Source organism: Pseudomonas sp. NFACC13-1 (assembly GCF_900104425.1).
Taxonomy (GTDB): domain Bacteria; phylum Pseudomonadota; class Gammaproteobacteria; order Pseudomonadales; family Pseudomonadaceae; genus Aquipseudomonas; species Aquipseudomonas fluorescens_AA.
Map to the genome: position 1 here is coordinate 63,315 of NZ_FMXV01000018.1, position 14,698 is coordinate 78,012.

At 59.0% G+C, this 14,698-nt stretch carries 14 protein-coding genes; 12 read left to right on the forward strand and 2 right to left on the reverse strand.

All coding sequences use genetic code 11. The features are described 5' to 3' along the window. Window positions 1-94: 94 nt before the first annotated feature. From BLQ55_RS20980 to BLQ55_RS21040, 12 genes are all read left to right on the forward strand, one after another. The gene (locus BLQ55_RS20980) at window positions 95-2,668 is read left to right on the forward strand and encodes a phage tail tape measure protein (RefSeq protein WP_092256782.1); all 2,574 of its coding nucleotides are present in this window, start codon (window positions 95-97) and stop codon (window positions 2,666-2,668) included. Then, window positions 2,668-3,012, forward strand: coding sequence for a phage tail protein (locus BLQ55_RS20985; protein WP_092256640.1), 345 nt, complete (start codon window positions 2,668-2,670; stop codon window positions 3,010-3,012). The genes BLQ55_RS20980 and BLQ55_RS20985 overlap by 1 nt, the downstream gene beginning before the upstream one ends. A 54-nt stretch (window positions 3,013-3,066) precedes the next feature. Next, on the forward strand, window positions 3,067-3,768 hold the full coding sequence (locus tag BLQ55_RS20990) for a phage minor tail protein L (protein WP_092256643.1): 702 nt from the start codon (window positions 3,067-3,069) through the stop codon (window positions 3,766-3,768). Between the two features lie 2 nt (window positions 3,769-3,770). Further along, window positions 3,771-4,553 carry a C40 family peptidase gene (locus tag BLQ55_RS20995; RefSeq protein ID WP_092256645.1) on the forward strand — a complete coding sequence of 261 codons (783 nt, stop codon included), beginning with the start codon at window positions 3,771-3,773 and terminating at the stop codon, window positions 4,551-4,553. Continuing rightward, entirely contained in the window at window positions 4,550-5,137 is a 588-nt protein-coding gene (locus BLQ55_RS21000) for a tail assembly protein (RefSeq protein ID WP_092256647.1), read from the forward strand. Before BLQ55_RS20995 ends, BLQ55_RS21000 begins: the two co-directional genes overlap by 4 nt. 55 nt (window positions 5,138-5,192) lie before the next feature. After that, the gene (locus BLQ55_RS21005; protein WP_092256650.1) at window positions 5,193-8,795 is read left to right on the forward strand and encodes a TipJ family phage tail tip protein; all 3,603 of its coding nucleotides are present in this window, start codon (window positions 5,193-5,195) and stop codon (window positions 8,793-8,795) included. 8 nt (window positions 8,796-8,803) lie between these two features. After that, window positions 8,804-9,118 carry a hypothetical protein gene (locus tag BLQ55_RS21010; protein WP_092256784.1) on the forward strand — a complete coding sequence of 105 codons (315 nt, stop codon included), beginning with the start codon at window positions 8,804-8,806 and terminating at the stop codon, window positions 9,116-9,118. Beyond that, window positions 9,115-9,792: a hypothetical protein gene (locus BLQ55_RS21015; RefSeq protein ID WP_092256653.1), complete on the forward strand. Its 678-nt coding sequence runs from the start codon at window positions 9,115-9,117 to the stop codon at window positions 9,790-9,792. Before BLQ55_RS21010 ends, BLQ55_RS21015 begins: the two co-directional genes overlap by 4 nt. 19 nt (window positions 9,793-9,811) lie before the next feature. Next, a complete protein-coding gene (locus tag BLQ55_RS21020; protein ID WP_092256656.1) occupies window positions 9,812-10,918 on the forward strand; it encodes a hypothetical protein in 1,107 nt (368 codons plus the stop codon). Continuing rightward, window positions 10,915-11,634 carry a tail fiber assembly protein gene (locus BLQ55_RS32955; RefSeq protein ID WP_371128547.1) on the forward strand — a complete coding sequence of 240 codons (720 nt, stop codon included), beginning with the start codon at window positions 10,915-10,917 and terminating at the stop codon, window positions 11,632-11,634. Before BLQ55_RS21020 ends, BLQ55_RS32955 begins: the two co-directional genes overlap by 4 nt. Window positions 11,635-11,935: 301 nt before the next feature. Continuing rightward, the gene (locus BLQ55_RS21035) at window positions 11,936-12,361 is read left to right on the forward strand and encodes a cell wall hydrolase (RefSeq protein ID WP_092256660.1); all 426 of its coding nucleotides are present in this window, start codon (window positions 11,936-11,938) and stop codon (window positions 12,359-12,361) included. Then, the gene (locus BLQ55_RS21040; protein WP_092256663.1) at window positions 12,358-12,873 is read left to right on the forward strand and encodes a lysis system i-spanin subunit Rz; all 516 of its coding nucleotides are present in this window, start codon (window positions 12,358-12,360) and stop codon (window positions 12,871-12,873) included. Before BLQ55_RS21035 ends, BLQ55_RS21040 begins: the two co-directional genes overlap by 4 nt. On the opposite strand, the gene BLQ55_RS32225 is transcribed toward BLQ55_RS21040, so the two are convergent. Both BLQ55_RS32225 and BLQ55_RS21050 read right to left on the reverse strand, forming a co-directional pair. Continuing rightward, window positions 12,851-13,324: a hypothetical protein gene (locus BLQ55_RS32225; RefSeq protein ID WP_176814233.1), complete on the reverse strand. Its 474-nt coding sequence runs from the start codon at window positions 13,322-13,324 to the stop codon at window positions 12,851-12,853. The two genes, BLQ55_RS21040 and BLQ55_RS32225, sit on opposite strands and share 23 nt — an antisense overlap. Continuing rightward, window positions 13,287-14,075 carry a hypothetical protein gene (locus BLQ55_RS21050; protein WP_176814234.1) on the reverse strand — a complete coding sequence of 263 codons (789 nt, stop codon included), beginning with the start codon at window positions 14,073-14,075 and terminating at the stop codon, window positions 13,287-13,289. The genes BLQ55_RS32225 and BLQ55_RS21050 overlap by 38 nt, the downstream gene beginning before the upstream one ends. Between the last annotated feature and the right edge of the window lie 623 nt (window positions 14,076-14,698).

A 14,698-nucleotide genomic window follows, 5' to 3' on the forward strand; every position in this document is an offset into this window, starting at 1 on the left:
CGATAAGATATGGAATTCCAAATGCCCCGCTAAATAAGTTCCACCAATGATGAAAGCCCGCGTTAGCGGGTTTTTTATGTCTGGAGATAACCAAATGGCCAGCAAATCCCTTGGCACGTTGACGCTGGATCTGGTGGCCAAGATCGGCGCCTTTACGGGGCCGCTAGACAAGGCCAGCCGAGAGGCGAAGAAGCGTAATGATGAGATTGCCAAGTCGTTCAGCAGTCTGGCGAAGGGAGTCGGCACAGCGATAGGTAGCATCCCTGCAGTGCTGGCCGCTTTGGTAGTGCACTCTGCGAGTGTGGCCAAAGAGATATCTAACCAATCTGCGCTGGCGGGCTTGGGGACCACTGATTTTCAAAAATATGCGGCTGCGGCGAAAAGCGTAGGCGTTGAGCAAGACAAGCTTTCCGACATTTTCAAAGACACAAACGACAAGCTCGGGGACTTCGCCAGTACCGGGGCGGGCGAGTTGAAGGATTTTTTCGAGAACATCGCACCGAAGGTGGGGGTTACCGCCGAGAGTTTCAAAAAGCTGAACAGTAAGGATGCTCTGGCCCTTTACGTTACCAGCCTTGAGAAAGCGAACGTCAGTCAGCAGGAAATGACGTTCTACATGGAGTCCATCGCGGATGATTCCACGGCACTGGTTCCTCTTCTGCGCAATAGTGGGAAGGCCTTTGATGAACTTGGCCAGGCAGCACTGAATGCAGGCGTGGTGATGGATGAGAGCACCATTGCCGCGGCTAAACAATTCGGCATTGAACTGCAAGGTCTTGGGCAATACATCACCGCGGGCACGACCATGCTGGCGGCCGAGTTTCTTCCTGTGCTCGCTCAGTTTTCAAAGGACATGAACCAATCCGCAAAGGATGCTGGAGGCCTTAAAGGACAGGTCGGTGATCTCGGAGACAAACTTGTTGAGACTGGAGCGTTTCTTGCCAGCGCCGGCGATGGTGTGATTCGAGTGTTCGACATAGTTGCCAACACGCTGGTCGGGATGTTTTCCACGGCAGTTGGACATACCAATAATCTTGCGGCTCAGGCCAATAGTGCGCTCGGATTGTTGACGTTTGGTGATACCTCGAAGCAATTCAAAATCAATGCGGCAGCCTTTGCTTCTGATGCTCAGATTCAGTTCAGCATCGCCGCCCAAGCGGCAGACAAAATCAAGGAGAATCTTGAAAAGCCTTTAGCTGGCGATCGGTTCAAGGAGTACGTAGCAAACGCCAAGAAGGCCGCCGCTGAGGTAGCAGCAGCCACTAAGGGCGTCACCCCCGGCACTGGCACTGGTATTGATCCAGCCGCTCGCGAAAAGGCGAAGAAGGCTGCTCAAGAGGCCGAGGCCTCGGCGAAGAAAATCAACGATACCTTCAAGAGCTCAGAGACCGATCTTCAACGGCAAATTGCCCTGATCAATACCTCGGCGGATGCTCAGAAAAAAGCGACTGAGGTGGACAAGCTTCGCTTCGAGATCGCATCAGGCAAGCTCGTCGGTATCAACGCTGACCAGCAGAAGCGTCTGCAAGGATTGGCCCGGGAACTGGATGCACTCCAGAAGCTCAAGGTTGCGAATGAAGACGAAGCAAAATCTGCTGCATTCCTGGCAAACCTGAAGGCAACGAACGCCACGACAAAATCAGGGTTTGACATGGAGCTGGCCGGGGCAGGGATGGGCGACAAAGCCCGGGATCGGCTCCAGCAGGACCTGGCGATTCAGCAGGACTACAACGAGCAGATGGCCGACCTGCAAAAGCAGCTGAACGCGGGGGATATAACGGCGGATCTGTACGCAACTGAGACCGGAATGCTCAAGGACGCTCTGACAGAGCGAATGGAGCTGCAGCACGAGTATTACGAAAGTCTTGATGCTGCCCAATCCAACTGGATGGATGGTGTCAATGAGGCCTGGGCCAACTTTGCGGATGCTGCTGAAGATTATTCACAGATGGCCGCGGATTTGACTTCGTCAGCCTTGGGCAGTGCTAGCAGCAATCTCGGCACTTTCTTTTCTGATGTCGCAACTGGGGCGGAGGATGCAGGTGACGCTCTGGGTGACATGATTGCCGGTTTTGGCAAATCGATGGTTAACGCCCTCTCTGACATGGCCGCACAGTGGCTGGTGTACCAGGCCGTCCAACTGATTGTTGGAAAGACCACGCAAAGCGCAGCGGGACTTGCCATGGTAGCCAACGCTCAGGCGACATCCGCACAGGCCGCGCTTGCCGCTTATGCATCCACTGCGGCCATTCCGATTGTTGGTCCAGCACTGGCACCAGGGGCTGCCCTGGCGGCCCAGACGGCAACCATTCCCATGGTCGCGGCAGTATCAAGCGCCGCGCTTGCCGGCATGGCCCACGATGGCATCGACGCGGTCCCAGAAACTGGCACCTGGCTTTTGGAGAAGGGGGAGCGGGTAACCACGGCAGAAACCAGCGCCAAGCTTGATCGCACCCTTGAGCGAATCAATTCCGGATCCGCTGGAGCCAGCTCGGGCGCTGCGGCGATCAGCATCAACGCCCCGATCACCGTCCAGGCACAGAAGGGAATGAGCGATCAGGAAGCCCAGCAGCAAGGCGAATCAATGGGCCAGGCTTTCACCGCCGAGGTCATCCGCATCATTCAAGGTGAGACGTTGCAAGGCGGCGTTCTCTGGAGGCGTGTGTGATGGTTGAAACCTTCACTTACTGCACCCGGGTCGGTGCCGCCGGCGACATAGCGCAGCGAACCTGGGAGAACGAGTTCGGCGACGGATACGTCCAGGCCGGCGGGATCGGAATCAACACGAAGTCGCAATCCTGGGATATCAGCGCCGTAGGCCGTTTGGTCGCAGGCGATGACCTTTTGGGGATCCGTGATTTCCTCGATCGGCACGAAGGCTACAAGTCGTTTCTCTGGACGCCGCCGGGCGGAGCCCAGGGCAGATACAGCGCCAACGGCTACAAGCTGACTGCCGGCGGCGCTGGAATTTTCACTCTGTCTGCAACCTTCAAGCAGGTCTATAGGCCCTGATCCACCTCGACCACCGACCCCGCCAAGTGCGGGGTTTGTTGTTTCTGGAGCCCCATGAATTACAACAGTGATATCCAAAAGCTCGAGCCGGGCAACCAGATCCGGCTTTTCGAGCTCGACGCCACGCGCCTGGGTGCGAACCTGTGGCGGTTTCATGGCCATGCCCAGGAGGGCGACATCATCTGGCAGGGGCAGCTGTATTCCCCGATCCAGATCACGGCGAAGGGTTTCGACATCCGCGGCGATGGCCGGCCGGCGTCCCCAACCCTGCAAATCGCCAACGAGCTCGGCGGTGTGCGCGGGGCAATCACTGCACTGTGCTTGCAGTTCCGCGACTTGGCCGGGGCAAAGTGCACGGTCATTGAAACTTTCCGGCACTACCTGGACGCGGCGAACTTCCCGGATGGAAACCCCACCGCCAGCAACCAGAGCAGGCGAAACCTCTGGTACATCGAGCAGAAGACCGAAGAAAGCTTCGACTCGGTGACGTTCTCGATGTCCAGTCCCACCGACATGGAAGGGCAGATGCTGCCGTCCCAGCAGATCACCAAGCTCTGCAGGTGGGCGTGCCGCGGTGGGTACCGGGGCGAGGCGTGCGCCTACACCGGCACCGCGATGTTCACCAAGAAGAATGAGCCCACCGACAACCCGGCCCTGGACCAGTGCGGCGGGTGGTGGAGCAGCTGCAAGCTCAGGGCGAACACGCGCCGTTTTGGCGGCTCCATGGGCGCAAGCCTGATCGCAAGTTCGAGGTAACCATGCGCATCAATCAAAAATTGCAGGACGAGATCCGCGCCCATGCGGAACGTGCCTACCCGGGCGAAGCGTGCGGCTTGCTGATCAAGACCGATGCCGGCCGCCAGTATGTGCCGTGTGCCAACCGGGCCAAGTCGGAGCGGGAAAACTTCCAGATCGATGAGCGGGACCAGGCCGCGGCCGAGGACCTGGGGGAAGTGCTGGCGATCATCCACAGCCACCCAGACAAAGCGCCCACGCCAAGCATGGCCGATCGCGTGAGCTGTGAATTGCATGAGCTGCCGTGGGGCATCGTTGGTTGGCCGGGCGGGGAGTTCGCCTGGTTCAAGCCGACGGGCTTCCAGGCTCCGCTGCTTGGCCGGGACTTCTCCCACGGCCTGCTGGACTGTTGGGGCGCTTGCCGCGATTGGTACGCCCGCGAGGCCAACCTGCCACTGCCGAACTTCGAGCGCCAGGACCTTTGGTGGGAAGACGAGACCGGCCCGAGCCTGTACGAGGACAACTTCAAGTCCACCGGTTTCTACCAGGTCGAGACGGCGCGCCGCGGGGATATGCTGGTGCTTCAGGTTCCGACCCCAGGCCGGCCCTGTTTTCACCCGAACCATGCGGCTATTTACCTGGGGGATGACCCATCGCTGCACAGCGAGCCAGCGCCCGCTCTGGGCGGCTCAGGCCCGTTTATTTATCACCACATGCCAGGCCGGCTGGCCAGTCGCGAGGTTTATGGCTGGTCCATGGCCAACCGGGTGAAATTGATCCTGCGGCACAAGGACTACCGGCCATGACCATGACCACTATCAAACTGGGCGGCGTGCTGGGCAAACGCTTCGGCCGCCAGTACCGGCTGGACCTGCACGGGTTCCGGGATGCGATGAATGCCCTGTGCGTGATGAAGCCTGGGTTCGAGAAATTCCTGCGCACCGCCGAGGAGCGCGGCCTGGTGTTCGCGGTGTTTATCGATGAACGCAACATCGGCGAGCAGGAGCTCGACCTTAAAGGCGCTGGCGCCGAGGTCATCCGCATCATGCCCATCATCCAGGGCAGCAAGTCGGCGGGCATCTTCCAGACGATTCTGGGCGTGGCGCTGATCGTGGCCGGCCTCTTCACCGGTGGCACGACCACGGGCCTTGGCATGGGCTTGCTCGTCGCCGGCGCCGGCGTTGCGATGGGCGGCGTGGTGCAGATGCTTTCACCCACCACGAAAGCCAACACGGCGGACAAGAACGAAGACGGCAACAACCCAAGCTATGGCTTCGGTTCTGCCGTGACGACCATCGCCCAGGGCAACCCATACCCCCTGCTTTATGGAGAGCGGGAGATTGGGGGCGCCGTCGAGTCCGGGGGGATCTACACCCAGGACAACATCTGATTTTTTGGTAACACCCAACCCGCTTCGGCGGGTTTTTGCATTTTTGGAGGAGCGCATGAGCGCAGTTGCGAAGAAGGCCAGGGCTGTCAGGGGGGCAAAGGGCGGCCAGTCGAAACCGAAGCAGCCGAGCATCGCTTCCAATAGCGTTCCATCCCTGGCCACGGCCAGGTTGGTCTACATCTGGAGTTGGGGCCCCATCGTGGGTCCAGTTGATGGGCTGCGCTCCGTGCGTCTCGACGGAACCCCTATTCAGGCCCAGGACGGAACCATCAACTATCCAGGAGTGAAATGGCAGTTCCGTTCCGGCGAGTTGAACCAGGAACGCCTGGCGGGCGTCACGGAGTCGAGCAACGAAATTGCCGTTGGCCAAGAGTTGCGCACCACCACGCCGTGGCTCCACAGTATCAACAACTCCATGATTGATGCGGCCCGCTTGCGCTTCAGTTGGCCCACGCTGCAGAGCCAGGACGCCAGCGGCAACATCAACGGCGTCCGGATTGAATACGCCGTGGATGTCTCGACCGACAACGGTCCCTTTGTCACGGTGCTGACATCCTTCGTCGACCGCAAGAACGTCACCAAGTACGAGCGCTCCCACCGGATCGAGCTGCCCGACGGCAATCAGTGGACTTTGCGCGCGCGGCGCCTGACGCCAGAGGCGAACAGTTCGCTGGTACAGGACAGCATGTTCGTCGAGGCTGTCGCCGAGCTTGTCGACAGCGACCAGGAGTACCCGCTGACGTCGGTAGGCTGCATCGAGTACGACGCCCAGCAGTTCGGCGGCGATATCGCCAAGATTGCAGTGCTGATGCGCGGGCGCATCGTGCGCGTGCCGACCAACTACAACCCTGAGACCCGGACCTACGCCACAGCAGGCGCCGGTACCAGCGGCGGGATCTGGGATGGCACCTTCAAGGAGGCCTACACCAATAACCCTGCCTGGATCTTCTATGACCTGGTGTTGCACCCGTACTACGGCCTGGGCGAGCGCATCGACGCGACCATGGTGGATCGGTGGTCCCTGTACCGGATCGCCCAGTATTGCGACCAGATGGTTCCCGACGGCAAGGGTGGCCAGGAGCCTCGCTTCACCTGCAACCTGTATTTCCAGAAACAGGCCGAGGCCTACGCGGTGTTGCAGGACTTGGCCTCGATCTTCCACGGGATGGCTTACTGGGATGGCAGCCAGATCGTCGTCAATGCCGATATGCCTGGCGATCCAGTTTTCAGCTATAGCCCGTCGCAGATACTCAACAACGGTGCCATCAAGTACGACGGCACCCGCTGGCGTGATCGCCACACCGTAGCGATGGTGTCCTGGGACAACCCCGACCAAGGATTCGAAACCGACAAGGAGCCGGTGTTCGATAACGAGGCGCTGAGCGAACTGGGCTCTGTCCGAGAACTGGGCGTCGAGGCGATCGGCTCTACCTCCCTGGGCCAGACGCAGCGCGCCGGTCAATGGGCGTTGATGACCGAGCAGCTGCAAACCCGAGGCGCTACGTTCCGGGTCGGCCTGGACGGTGGAATCCCAAAACCCGGGCAGATCATTGCCGTGGGCGATCCGATGCTTGCCGGCCGAGCGAATGGTGGGCGTGTTTCGTCCGTCGCCGGGCGGGTCGTGACGCTTGACCGTGACGTGACTATCCCGACCGGTGCGCGGCTCTACCTCAACCTGCCCAGCGGCAAGTCTGAGGCCCGAGTCATCAGCTCGGTGGCTGGCCGGGCCGTAACCGTGGCGGCGAACTACAGCGAAGTGCCCGAGCCTGAATGCGGCTGGGTGATCGACTTCGACGATCTGAAGGTCATGCAGTTCTACGTTCGCAACGTCACCCGGCCTGAGTGGCACCAGTACCAGCTGGAAGTTATTCAGCACGAGCCGAGCAAGTTCCCTTTCATCGACAACGGCGCCGTGGTCGATCCTCGGCCGATCAGCGGCATTCCGATCGGCACGCAGGACGCACCGGCCCGGGTGCTGATCAGCCAGCACGTGGTCATCGAGCAGGGCATCGCCGTCACGGCCATGACCATTGCCTGGGATGCGGCGCCTGGCGCTGTGGGATATGACGTCGAGTGGCGGTGGGGTGCCCGGGAATGGATCAAGGTTCCGCGCACTGGCGAGCTGCTGGTGGACGTTCGCGGTATCTACTCCGGCCAGTACATGGCCAGGGTGCGCGCTGTCAGCGCAATGAACGTTTCCTCCATCCCGACCACCTCGGCGCTGACCGACCTGGAAGGGAAGACCGGCCTGCCGCCGGCGGTCAGCCACCTGACGGCAACGTCGCTGCTGTTGGGAATCGGCCTCAAGTGGGGCTTCCCCGCTGGCGCCGAGGACACCCAACGGACAGAGATCTGGTACGGCCCGGCGAATGATCTGGGGGCTGCTACGAAGCTTGCCGACCTGGCTTACCCCCAGAGTGACTACAGCATGCAGAGCCTGCTGGCGGGTGCGTCGTTCTTCTTCTGGGCGCGCCTGGTCGACCGCACCGGGAACGTCGGTCCGTGGTACCCAGTCGGCAACGGTGTCCTGGGCCAGGCCAGCTCGGATGCTGGGCCAATCTTGGGCCTGCTCGCCGGCAAGATCACGGAAACGGAACTGGGCCAGGATCTGCTGGACGAGATCAACAAAATTCCTGGTCTCCAAGAGCAGATCGACAACCTAGAAGGACTTGGTGGATATGTATCGACCAAGACCTACCTGATCGGTCAGATGGTGGTGGAGTCAGACCGCATCTATCAGGCCAAGCAGGATGTGCCGGCTGGCAACCCGCCGCCGAACACCACCTACTGGATCGACGTAGGTCAGTCGGTATCGACTGCCAACGGCCTGGCGCAGCAGGTGGCAACCAACACCGCCGACATCACCGAGATCGACGGCATTGTCACGGCCCAGGCCACGTCCTTCGAAGCGCTGCGGGCCTCGTATCGCGACGACAACGGGGAGGGCGAGCTGGCGGATGCCATCAAGGGGTGGACCAGCACGGCGGCAATCGCGCAGGAAACCAGCGTTCGAGCGAATGAGAGCGAAGCAACGGCTCGGCGGCTCGTGACCTTCGACGCGCAGATCGGCCAGAACGCTGCAAGCCTGACCACCCTTGAAGAGGTGGTGTCCACGAACGATTCCGCGACTTCGACGAAGATAGAACAGCTGAGGGCCACGGTCGGCTCGAATACTGCCGCTATCCAGCAGACGTCGTCTGCCTATGCGGATACCAGCGGTAAGCTGAGCACCATGTGGTCGGTGAAGATGCAGCTGACCTCTGGTGGGCAGTACATCGCGGCCGGCATCGGCCTGGGCATCGAGAACACCTCAGCAGGTCTGCAAAGCCAGTTCCTGGTCAGTGCCGACCGTTTCGCCATCGTCAACACCATCGCAGGCGGAGCTATCTCTGTTCCGTTTGCGGTTCAGGGCGGCCAGGTGTTCATGAACTCTGCCTTCATCCAGGACGGCAGCATCACGATGCTGAAGATCGGCCAGTACCTGCAATCCGACAACTATGTCGCCGGGTCACAGGGGTGGCGGCTGGATAAAGCCGGGAACCTGGAGTTCAACGGCCCAGCCCCGGGCGGTGGTCGTCTGACCATGACCAGCCGAGCCATCAAGGTCTATGACCAAAACGGCGTCAAGCGAGTGCAACTGGGGGATATGGATGCATGAGCTATGGACTGAGGTTATGGGGCGCCGACGGGGCGCTCCAGATGGACGAGAACTCGTTCACGATGCGAATCGTGCTTTCGACGCTCGTCACATTCCCAAATGAAGCAAAGGTCATGCAAAGCTTTTCCGTTCCCGGATGTACAGCTTCAAATGCCGTTGCAATCGTAATTCCAAACGGCCCCTATAACTGGGACACAGAAGAACAGTTTGAGACTGAAATGGTCTCCGGGGCGGCTCGCGTTTACAACTACACGCGCACCTTTGAAGCTAGTTTGGCTACATCTGGAACCATGCGCCTCATGGTTATAAGGTTCGCGACATGACATATGGACTAACATTTACAAACAACAGCAACGAGGTAGTAATTGATTCTGAATTCTCTCGGCTGAATGTAATTTGCAAGGGAACTTACGCACCAACTGAGGAGTTTAATCTAGGGTCTACCACAATCTTTCCACTGGTTATAACCAGTGTAGAGCCACCGCTAGTCTTTTGCAGGCCGAACACTGGAGGTCTTGGTGTCATTTCTAAAGTTCAGGTGCTCGGCTCTCCTGGGGCGTGGACTGGGTTCTATGTTAGGACTGCAAATGTATCAACGGCTCAGCCAAACGGCCGTTACTTTGCTGCGACATTTGGTGCGCAGCCAGTCAGCACCTACGGCTTGAGGCTTTGGGATGGATCTTCAAATCTGCTGTTCGATTCCGGAACTCCAAGCGCACTGTTCGTAAGGGCGTTTCAAAACTGGACTTACGTTAGATCTGAAACTGGAGGGACGGGATCGACGAAGAGTTTCTACACTGTTCCATTCAGTTTTCCTGAAAACGAGTATCTCCTTATCAATACGTTTGGCATGAGGATGGTAACCGGCGCCGGATCCGGCAGAAACGTTTACACAATGTGGGACTTTTCTGCTGGGATTTTATATGCAGTGACAGACGGATTTTCTAACCCATTTGCTTTTTTCATGCCGGCTGTTTTCGCGAAGCTTTCAAATTAATTAACTGAAGGAATACTTCATGACCTGGTACAAGACTGGGACGGTCTCCGCCACCCTGAATTCAACTGCTGTGATCGGAACAGGCACGGCGTGGACCGCTGGATGCCGCGTAGGCGATGAATTTCGAGGCCCGAACGGGAAAGTTTACGAAGTAACTGGTCTCGGCAGCGATACAGCCATATCCATCTATCCGCCGTACGAAGGGCCCACCGTCTCCGGGGGCAGCTATGTACTGAAGCCAGTTCAGGGATACAACAAGGCTTCAGCCGATGCACTGCGTGAAATCGTAAACACATATGGCGCTCAGTTGGCCGCCCTTAAGACCACCGGCAACTACGACGTTCTGCCGGTGACCAAAGGCGGCACCGGAGGCACCACTCAGGCGGAGGCCCAAACCGCCCTGGGCCTGGCTCCGCAAACCAGCACCAGTGATTCAACTGCCGGCCGCCTGATGCTCAATGGGGCGCATGGATTGGGCAGCGTCCTGACGTTGCCGGTTATGCCCACGCTGCTGACTCACTTGCCGTCTGGGCTCTACCGAGGTGTTGGCGGGACGACTGTTGGTTCCCCTTTCTCCACGGCCAGCGGTTTCATGGCCTTTGCCAAGCGATACTCCACTAACGACACCTTCTATACGATCTTTGCAGCTTCGGTCGGTCGCATTTTTGAAGGGTGGTACACCACGGGCGCCTCATCGATTGATTGGTTCGAGATATTCACCACCAAGAACTCGGTGGGCGCAGTATCACAAGTTGGCGGCGTCCCAACGGGAGCGCTTCTGCAGCGCGGCACCACGACCACGGGAACGTTTTCGAAATACGCCTGCGGGACACTGATTTGTTCCGGTTGGTCGACTACAGCGGCGACAGCATCCAGTGCTGCTGGCAGCGTTTTCATCGGTTCCGGCTTCACGAGCTTCACCTTTCCGCATGCGTTCAGTTCACCGCCAGCCTGTAGTGATGCTTCGCGATTCCAAATTTCTGGAGGCTCAGGGGCCGGATCTGGACGCGGGTGGGGGACGATCGGTTTAGTGACCGCTTCGACGGTTACGCACATCGTGTACGGCCAGGCTTCGAACTCATCAATGTATCCAGGCTATGTGGCTCATGGGAGGTGGTACGAATGAAGATTGAGCTGCTGCCACAGGTCGGCGCCGCAACTTTCACAGTCGTGAAGAGCGGTGACACGCTGACCATCAACAACGAACGGTTTGACCTGTCCAACATAGCCGAGGGGGACACCTTGCCGCTCGGATCAATCGACTCAGTGTGGTTCGTCGATGACATCACCCGCCAGGGCGGAGAGCTTTGCATCCGTCTGCTTTTCCCGGTTCCTTCGAATTACAGCCAGGAGCAGGCGTTCCCCAACCCACTGTGGAATGTCGCCGACGGCTTGGTAGTGTTCCCGCCTCCAAAGATGCCCGCCGGCGAGTTGTATATTCCGCCCAGCCCTGACCCAACTGCCGAGATCATCGAACCTGCCATCGACTGGACGAAGCTGATCACCCGTGCCATGAAGGCTGCCGCTTTGCTTGAGCAGGAATTAGCCGAAGTGAAGGCGCAGCTTTCTGCGAAGAACGCTGCAGCGATGGCGCAGATCGCCCGTATTCAGGATCGCATCGACACCATTGGATTCGGCATCGACGTCGGTGAGGCAACGCCCGAGGAGGAGGCCGAGCAGGCCGCGCTGCTGATCACGCTGAAGGCCTGGAAGAAGTACAAGTATGACCTGGGCAAGGTCACGGTTCAGCCGACTTGGTACCAGGCACCGGTGTGGCCGGTAGAGCCGCCGATTCCTGAAATCATCGCCGCGCCTATGCTGGGCGCCGCCAAAACCATCTGAGCTGACTCGATCACCGATCAGTAATTACCCGCGCAGAGCCTAAGGCCTATTGCTCCATAGGGAGCTTTTTCTACGGCTTTTTCGCCAGCCCATGCGGCGACCCTTTCGATATCAGCGGGTGTAATTCTGTCAAGGTTGATGGGGAATGGCTCGAGCCCCTCAACCAAGATATCTACTCCGCCATGCTCTCTTAAAGAAGAAATCGTCGCATTCAAAACGCAAATTTGTTGCATTGGCGGCACCCCATTAAATGTTCAATTGTAGCCCGATTCTTCGGGCTTTTTATTGCCTGGAGAAAAGTATGACCGTTTCCGAGAAGGACCGCGACATCTTGGCCCGTACGCTGTGGGGCGAAGCCCGGGGCGAAGGCCTGGCCGGGCAGATTGCGGTGGCATGGACCATTCGCAACCGGGTGGACGACGGCCGGTCCAAGTCCTGGTGGGGGGAGGGCTATGCCGGCGTGTGCCAGGCACCATACCAGTTCAGTTGCTGGAACAAGAACGACCCGAACTATCCCTACCTGAGCGGCGCCAAGCCGATCCCGCCGAAGCAGTTCGCCCAGGCGCAGCGGGCGGCTGACCTGGTGATCTCCGGCGCCGAGCCCGACATCACCAAGGGCGCGACCCACTACTACGCCACGACGATGCCGAAGCCGCCGGCCTGGGCCAAGGATGCAACCCAGACCTTCCGCCTGGGCAATCACGTCTTCTTCAAGGATGTGCCATGAATCCCGCCACGCTGAAGCTGATGATCGCCGGCGTGGCCGTGGCGCTGATCCTGGCCATGAGCGCGACATGGAAGATTCAGGACTGGCGCTACGGGAAGCGGCTGGCGGAGCAGGCCGGCCTGCACCAGTCCGATCTGGACAAGATCAGCAGTGCAGCCGCGGCCCAGGTCCAGGCGGAGCAGGGCAAGCGCCTGGCTCTGGAACAGCGGCTGTCAGCCAGCGAACAAACACACCACAAGGAACTGAGCGATGCTCAAACCACTCAAGATCGCCTGCGCGATCGCATTGCCACTGCTGATGTCCGGCTGTCAGTCCTCCTTGCCGAGGATCCAGCCGGTTGCAACGCAGTGCCTGCCACCGCCGGCGCCGTCGGCGTGGTTCATGGAGCCCGTCGAGCCCAACTTGACCCAGCGCATGCTCAAAGAATTGTCGCCATCACCGACGCCGGCGACCGGGGGCTGATCGCACTGAAGGCTTGCCAGGCATATGTCAGGGAGTTGAATCCGCGATAGGCGTGGGAAGCCGTCCTATCATCGGCCACCGATCGTGAATCCAGGCGTACTCATCAGGCGGCGAGGTAGTGACGACGTAGACCCGTCGGTTCTCGTCCTCGCCCAGCACCAGGCATTCCAGCCCGAAGCCTTCGTTCATGTCGAACCAGTGCGAAACCCGCTCCCCATCCTTCTCCATGTAGCGCTGCACGAGCCCCAGGGCCCGTTGCGGGTGATACTTCTCCCATCCACCACGCTCCACCGTCTCCAGCTTCGCCCACCCTCCTGATGGGCCGGTGCCTTTCTCCTCACGGCGCCGGCCCCATCGCACCCATCCAAGGTCGGTCCCGTCTTCAAGCACCACGGGAAACGCAGCCTTGGGGTTCGGGAAGTACACCTTCACCCGTTCATACGCTCTGTTTTTGTCCGCCGCTTCAACTCCGCCGCACATTACGATCCCCTGATTCTGCATTTCTCAGTGGACCCTGGCCATTCACAGGAAGTTTGCTTGAGCATCGAGGCTTTTCGACGAAGCCCAAGCCGTTACAAGGCTCGCAGTCCTCACGTACGCCGAACTGATCCAGGCACTTCGAGCATTGGACAAACCTCGCCAGCTCCAGGAAAGGCCTGAGCCTCTGCACGATTTCAATATCACGGTTCTCGGTCGCGACCTGGACAACATCGACCATCCATCGATAGACATCTGGGTCATCAATCGCTTCGTACACCTTGCCCGAGACCATTCGCTTCGTCTCAATCAGGTCGAACTGTCGACCGTCATCCATCGTCAGGCTGAGGCCTTCTATACGGCCGGTGGCTATGGCGAAGCTGTAATTGAGTACCAGCCCCGATTTGTCCCGGTAGACTTTTCCATCATAGGGACGCGGCTTTTCCGCGCTGCTTTCTTCCAGGCGAAGGACTGAATGAAATATCGTCCCGATCCTTGGGCCGCCATCCCGTGGTACCACGTCATATCCACATGCGCCGCGGTACATGACTGGGTTTGACTGCAGCTCCTCCACGGCGTGCCAGTAAGCGGCATCCGCCATTTCATCCATTTCCAACTGCTGCATGCGGTCAATCAAGCCTTCCTCGGCGAGCCTGGCGCTGGTTTCATGCAGGCTTGATCTGTGAGCCTCAGGGTTTTCCATTCGGAATTCGTGGTCATCAAGGGTCGTTCGCCAAAGTTGAAGTCTCAGCGCTTTGGCTTGGTCAAAGTTCATGGTTGGGATCGCTGGCTGACTACTGTTTGGATGTACAGTAATCGAGGCTCGACAATTCGGGCGAGGGTGAGGCGACGAGCTGTAGGGGTTTGGGTGTGAGCGGTCGGCAGGACGCCGGAGGCGGGATAAAATAGCCGTGTGATGAGAATGTGTCACACGCCGTGATACGATGTGACATGAAGCGCTAAATCTGAACGGTTGTGACGGTTGCGGGCGTCGTAACCTATTGATATTGCTTGTCTTTACCTAAAGGCGCATGATTTAGGTTCCAGCGCCGCAAGGTGTGAGAGTTCGAGTCTCTCCGTCCGCACCATACAAGTGGCTATTTAAATAGCAGAAAACGGCGCAGTACCTGAAAGGGGCTGCGCCGTTTTTGTTTTTGGTGGTTCTGTGTTTGGCGTCGTTGCTGTTTTTGCGGTTGTGCGCAGTGGTCGGCTTGTCGCGAATGTGTTTCGTGATGATGCACGGTATGCCCGTTGGTCTCCTTGTGGGGGCGGGGCACTGTGCGACCGGACAAGTCGCTTCTATATATAGAAGCGCTGGCGCAGAGCCTTGGACTGAATCGACTGTATTTGCAATCCGGCTGGGGCATGACTGTTTGCCCCAGCCTAAATCCGGCGCCT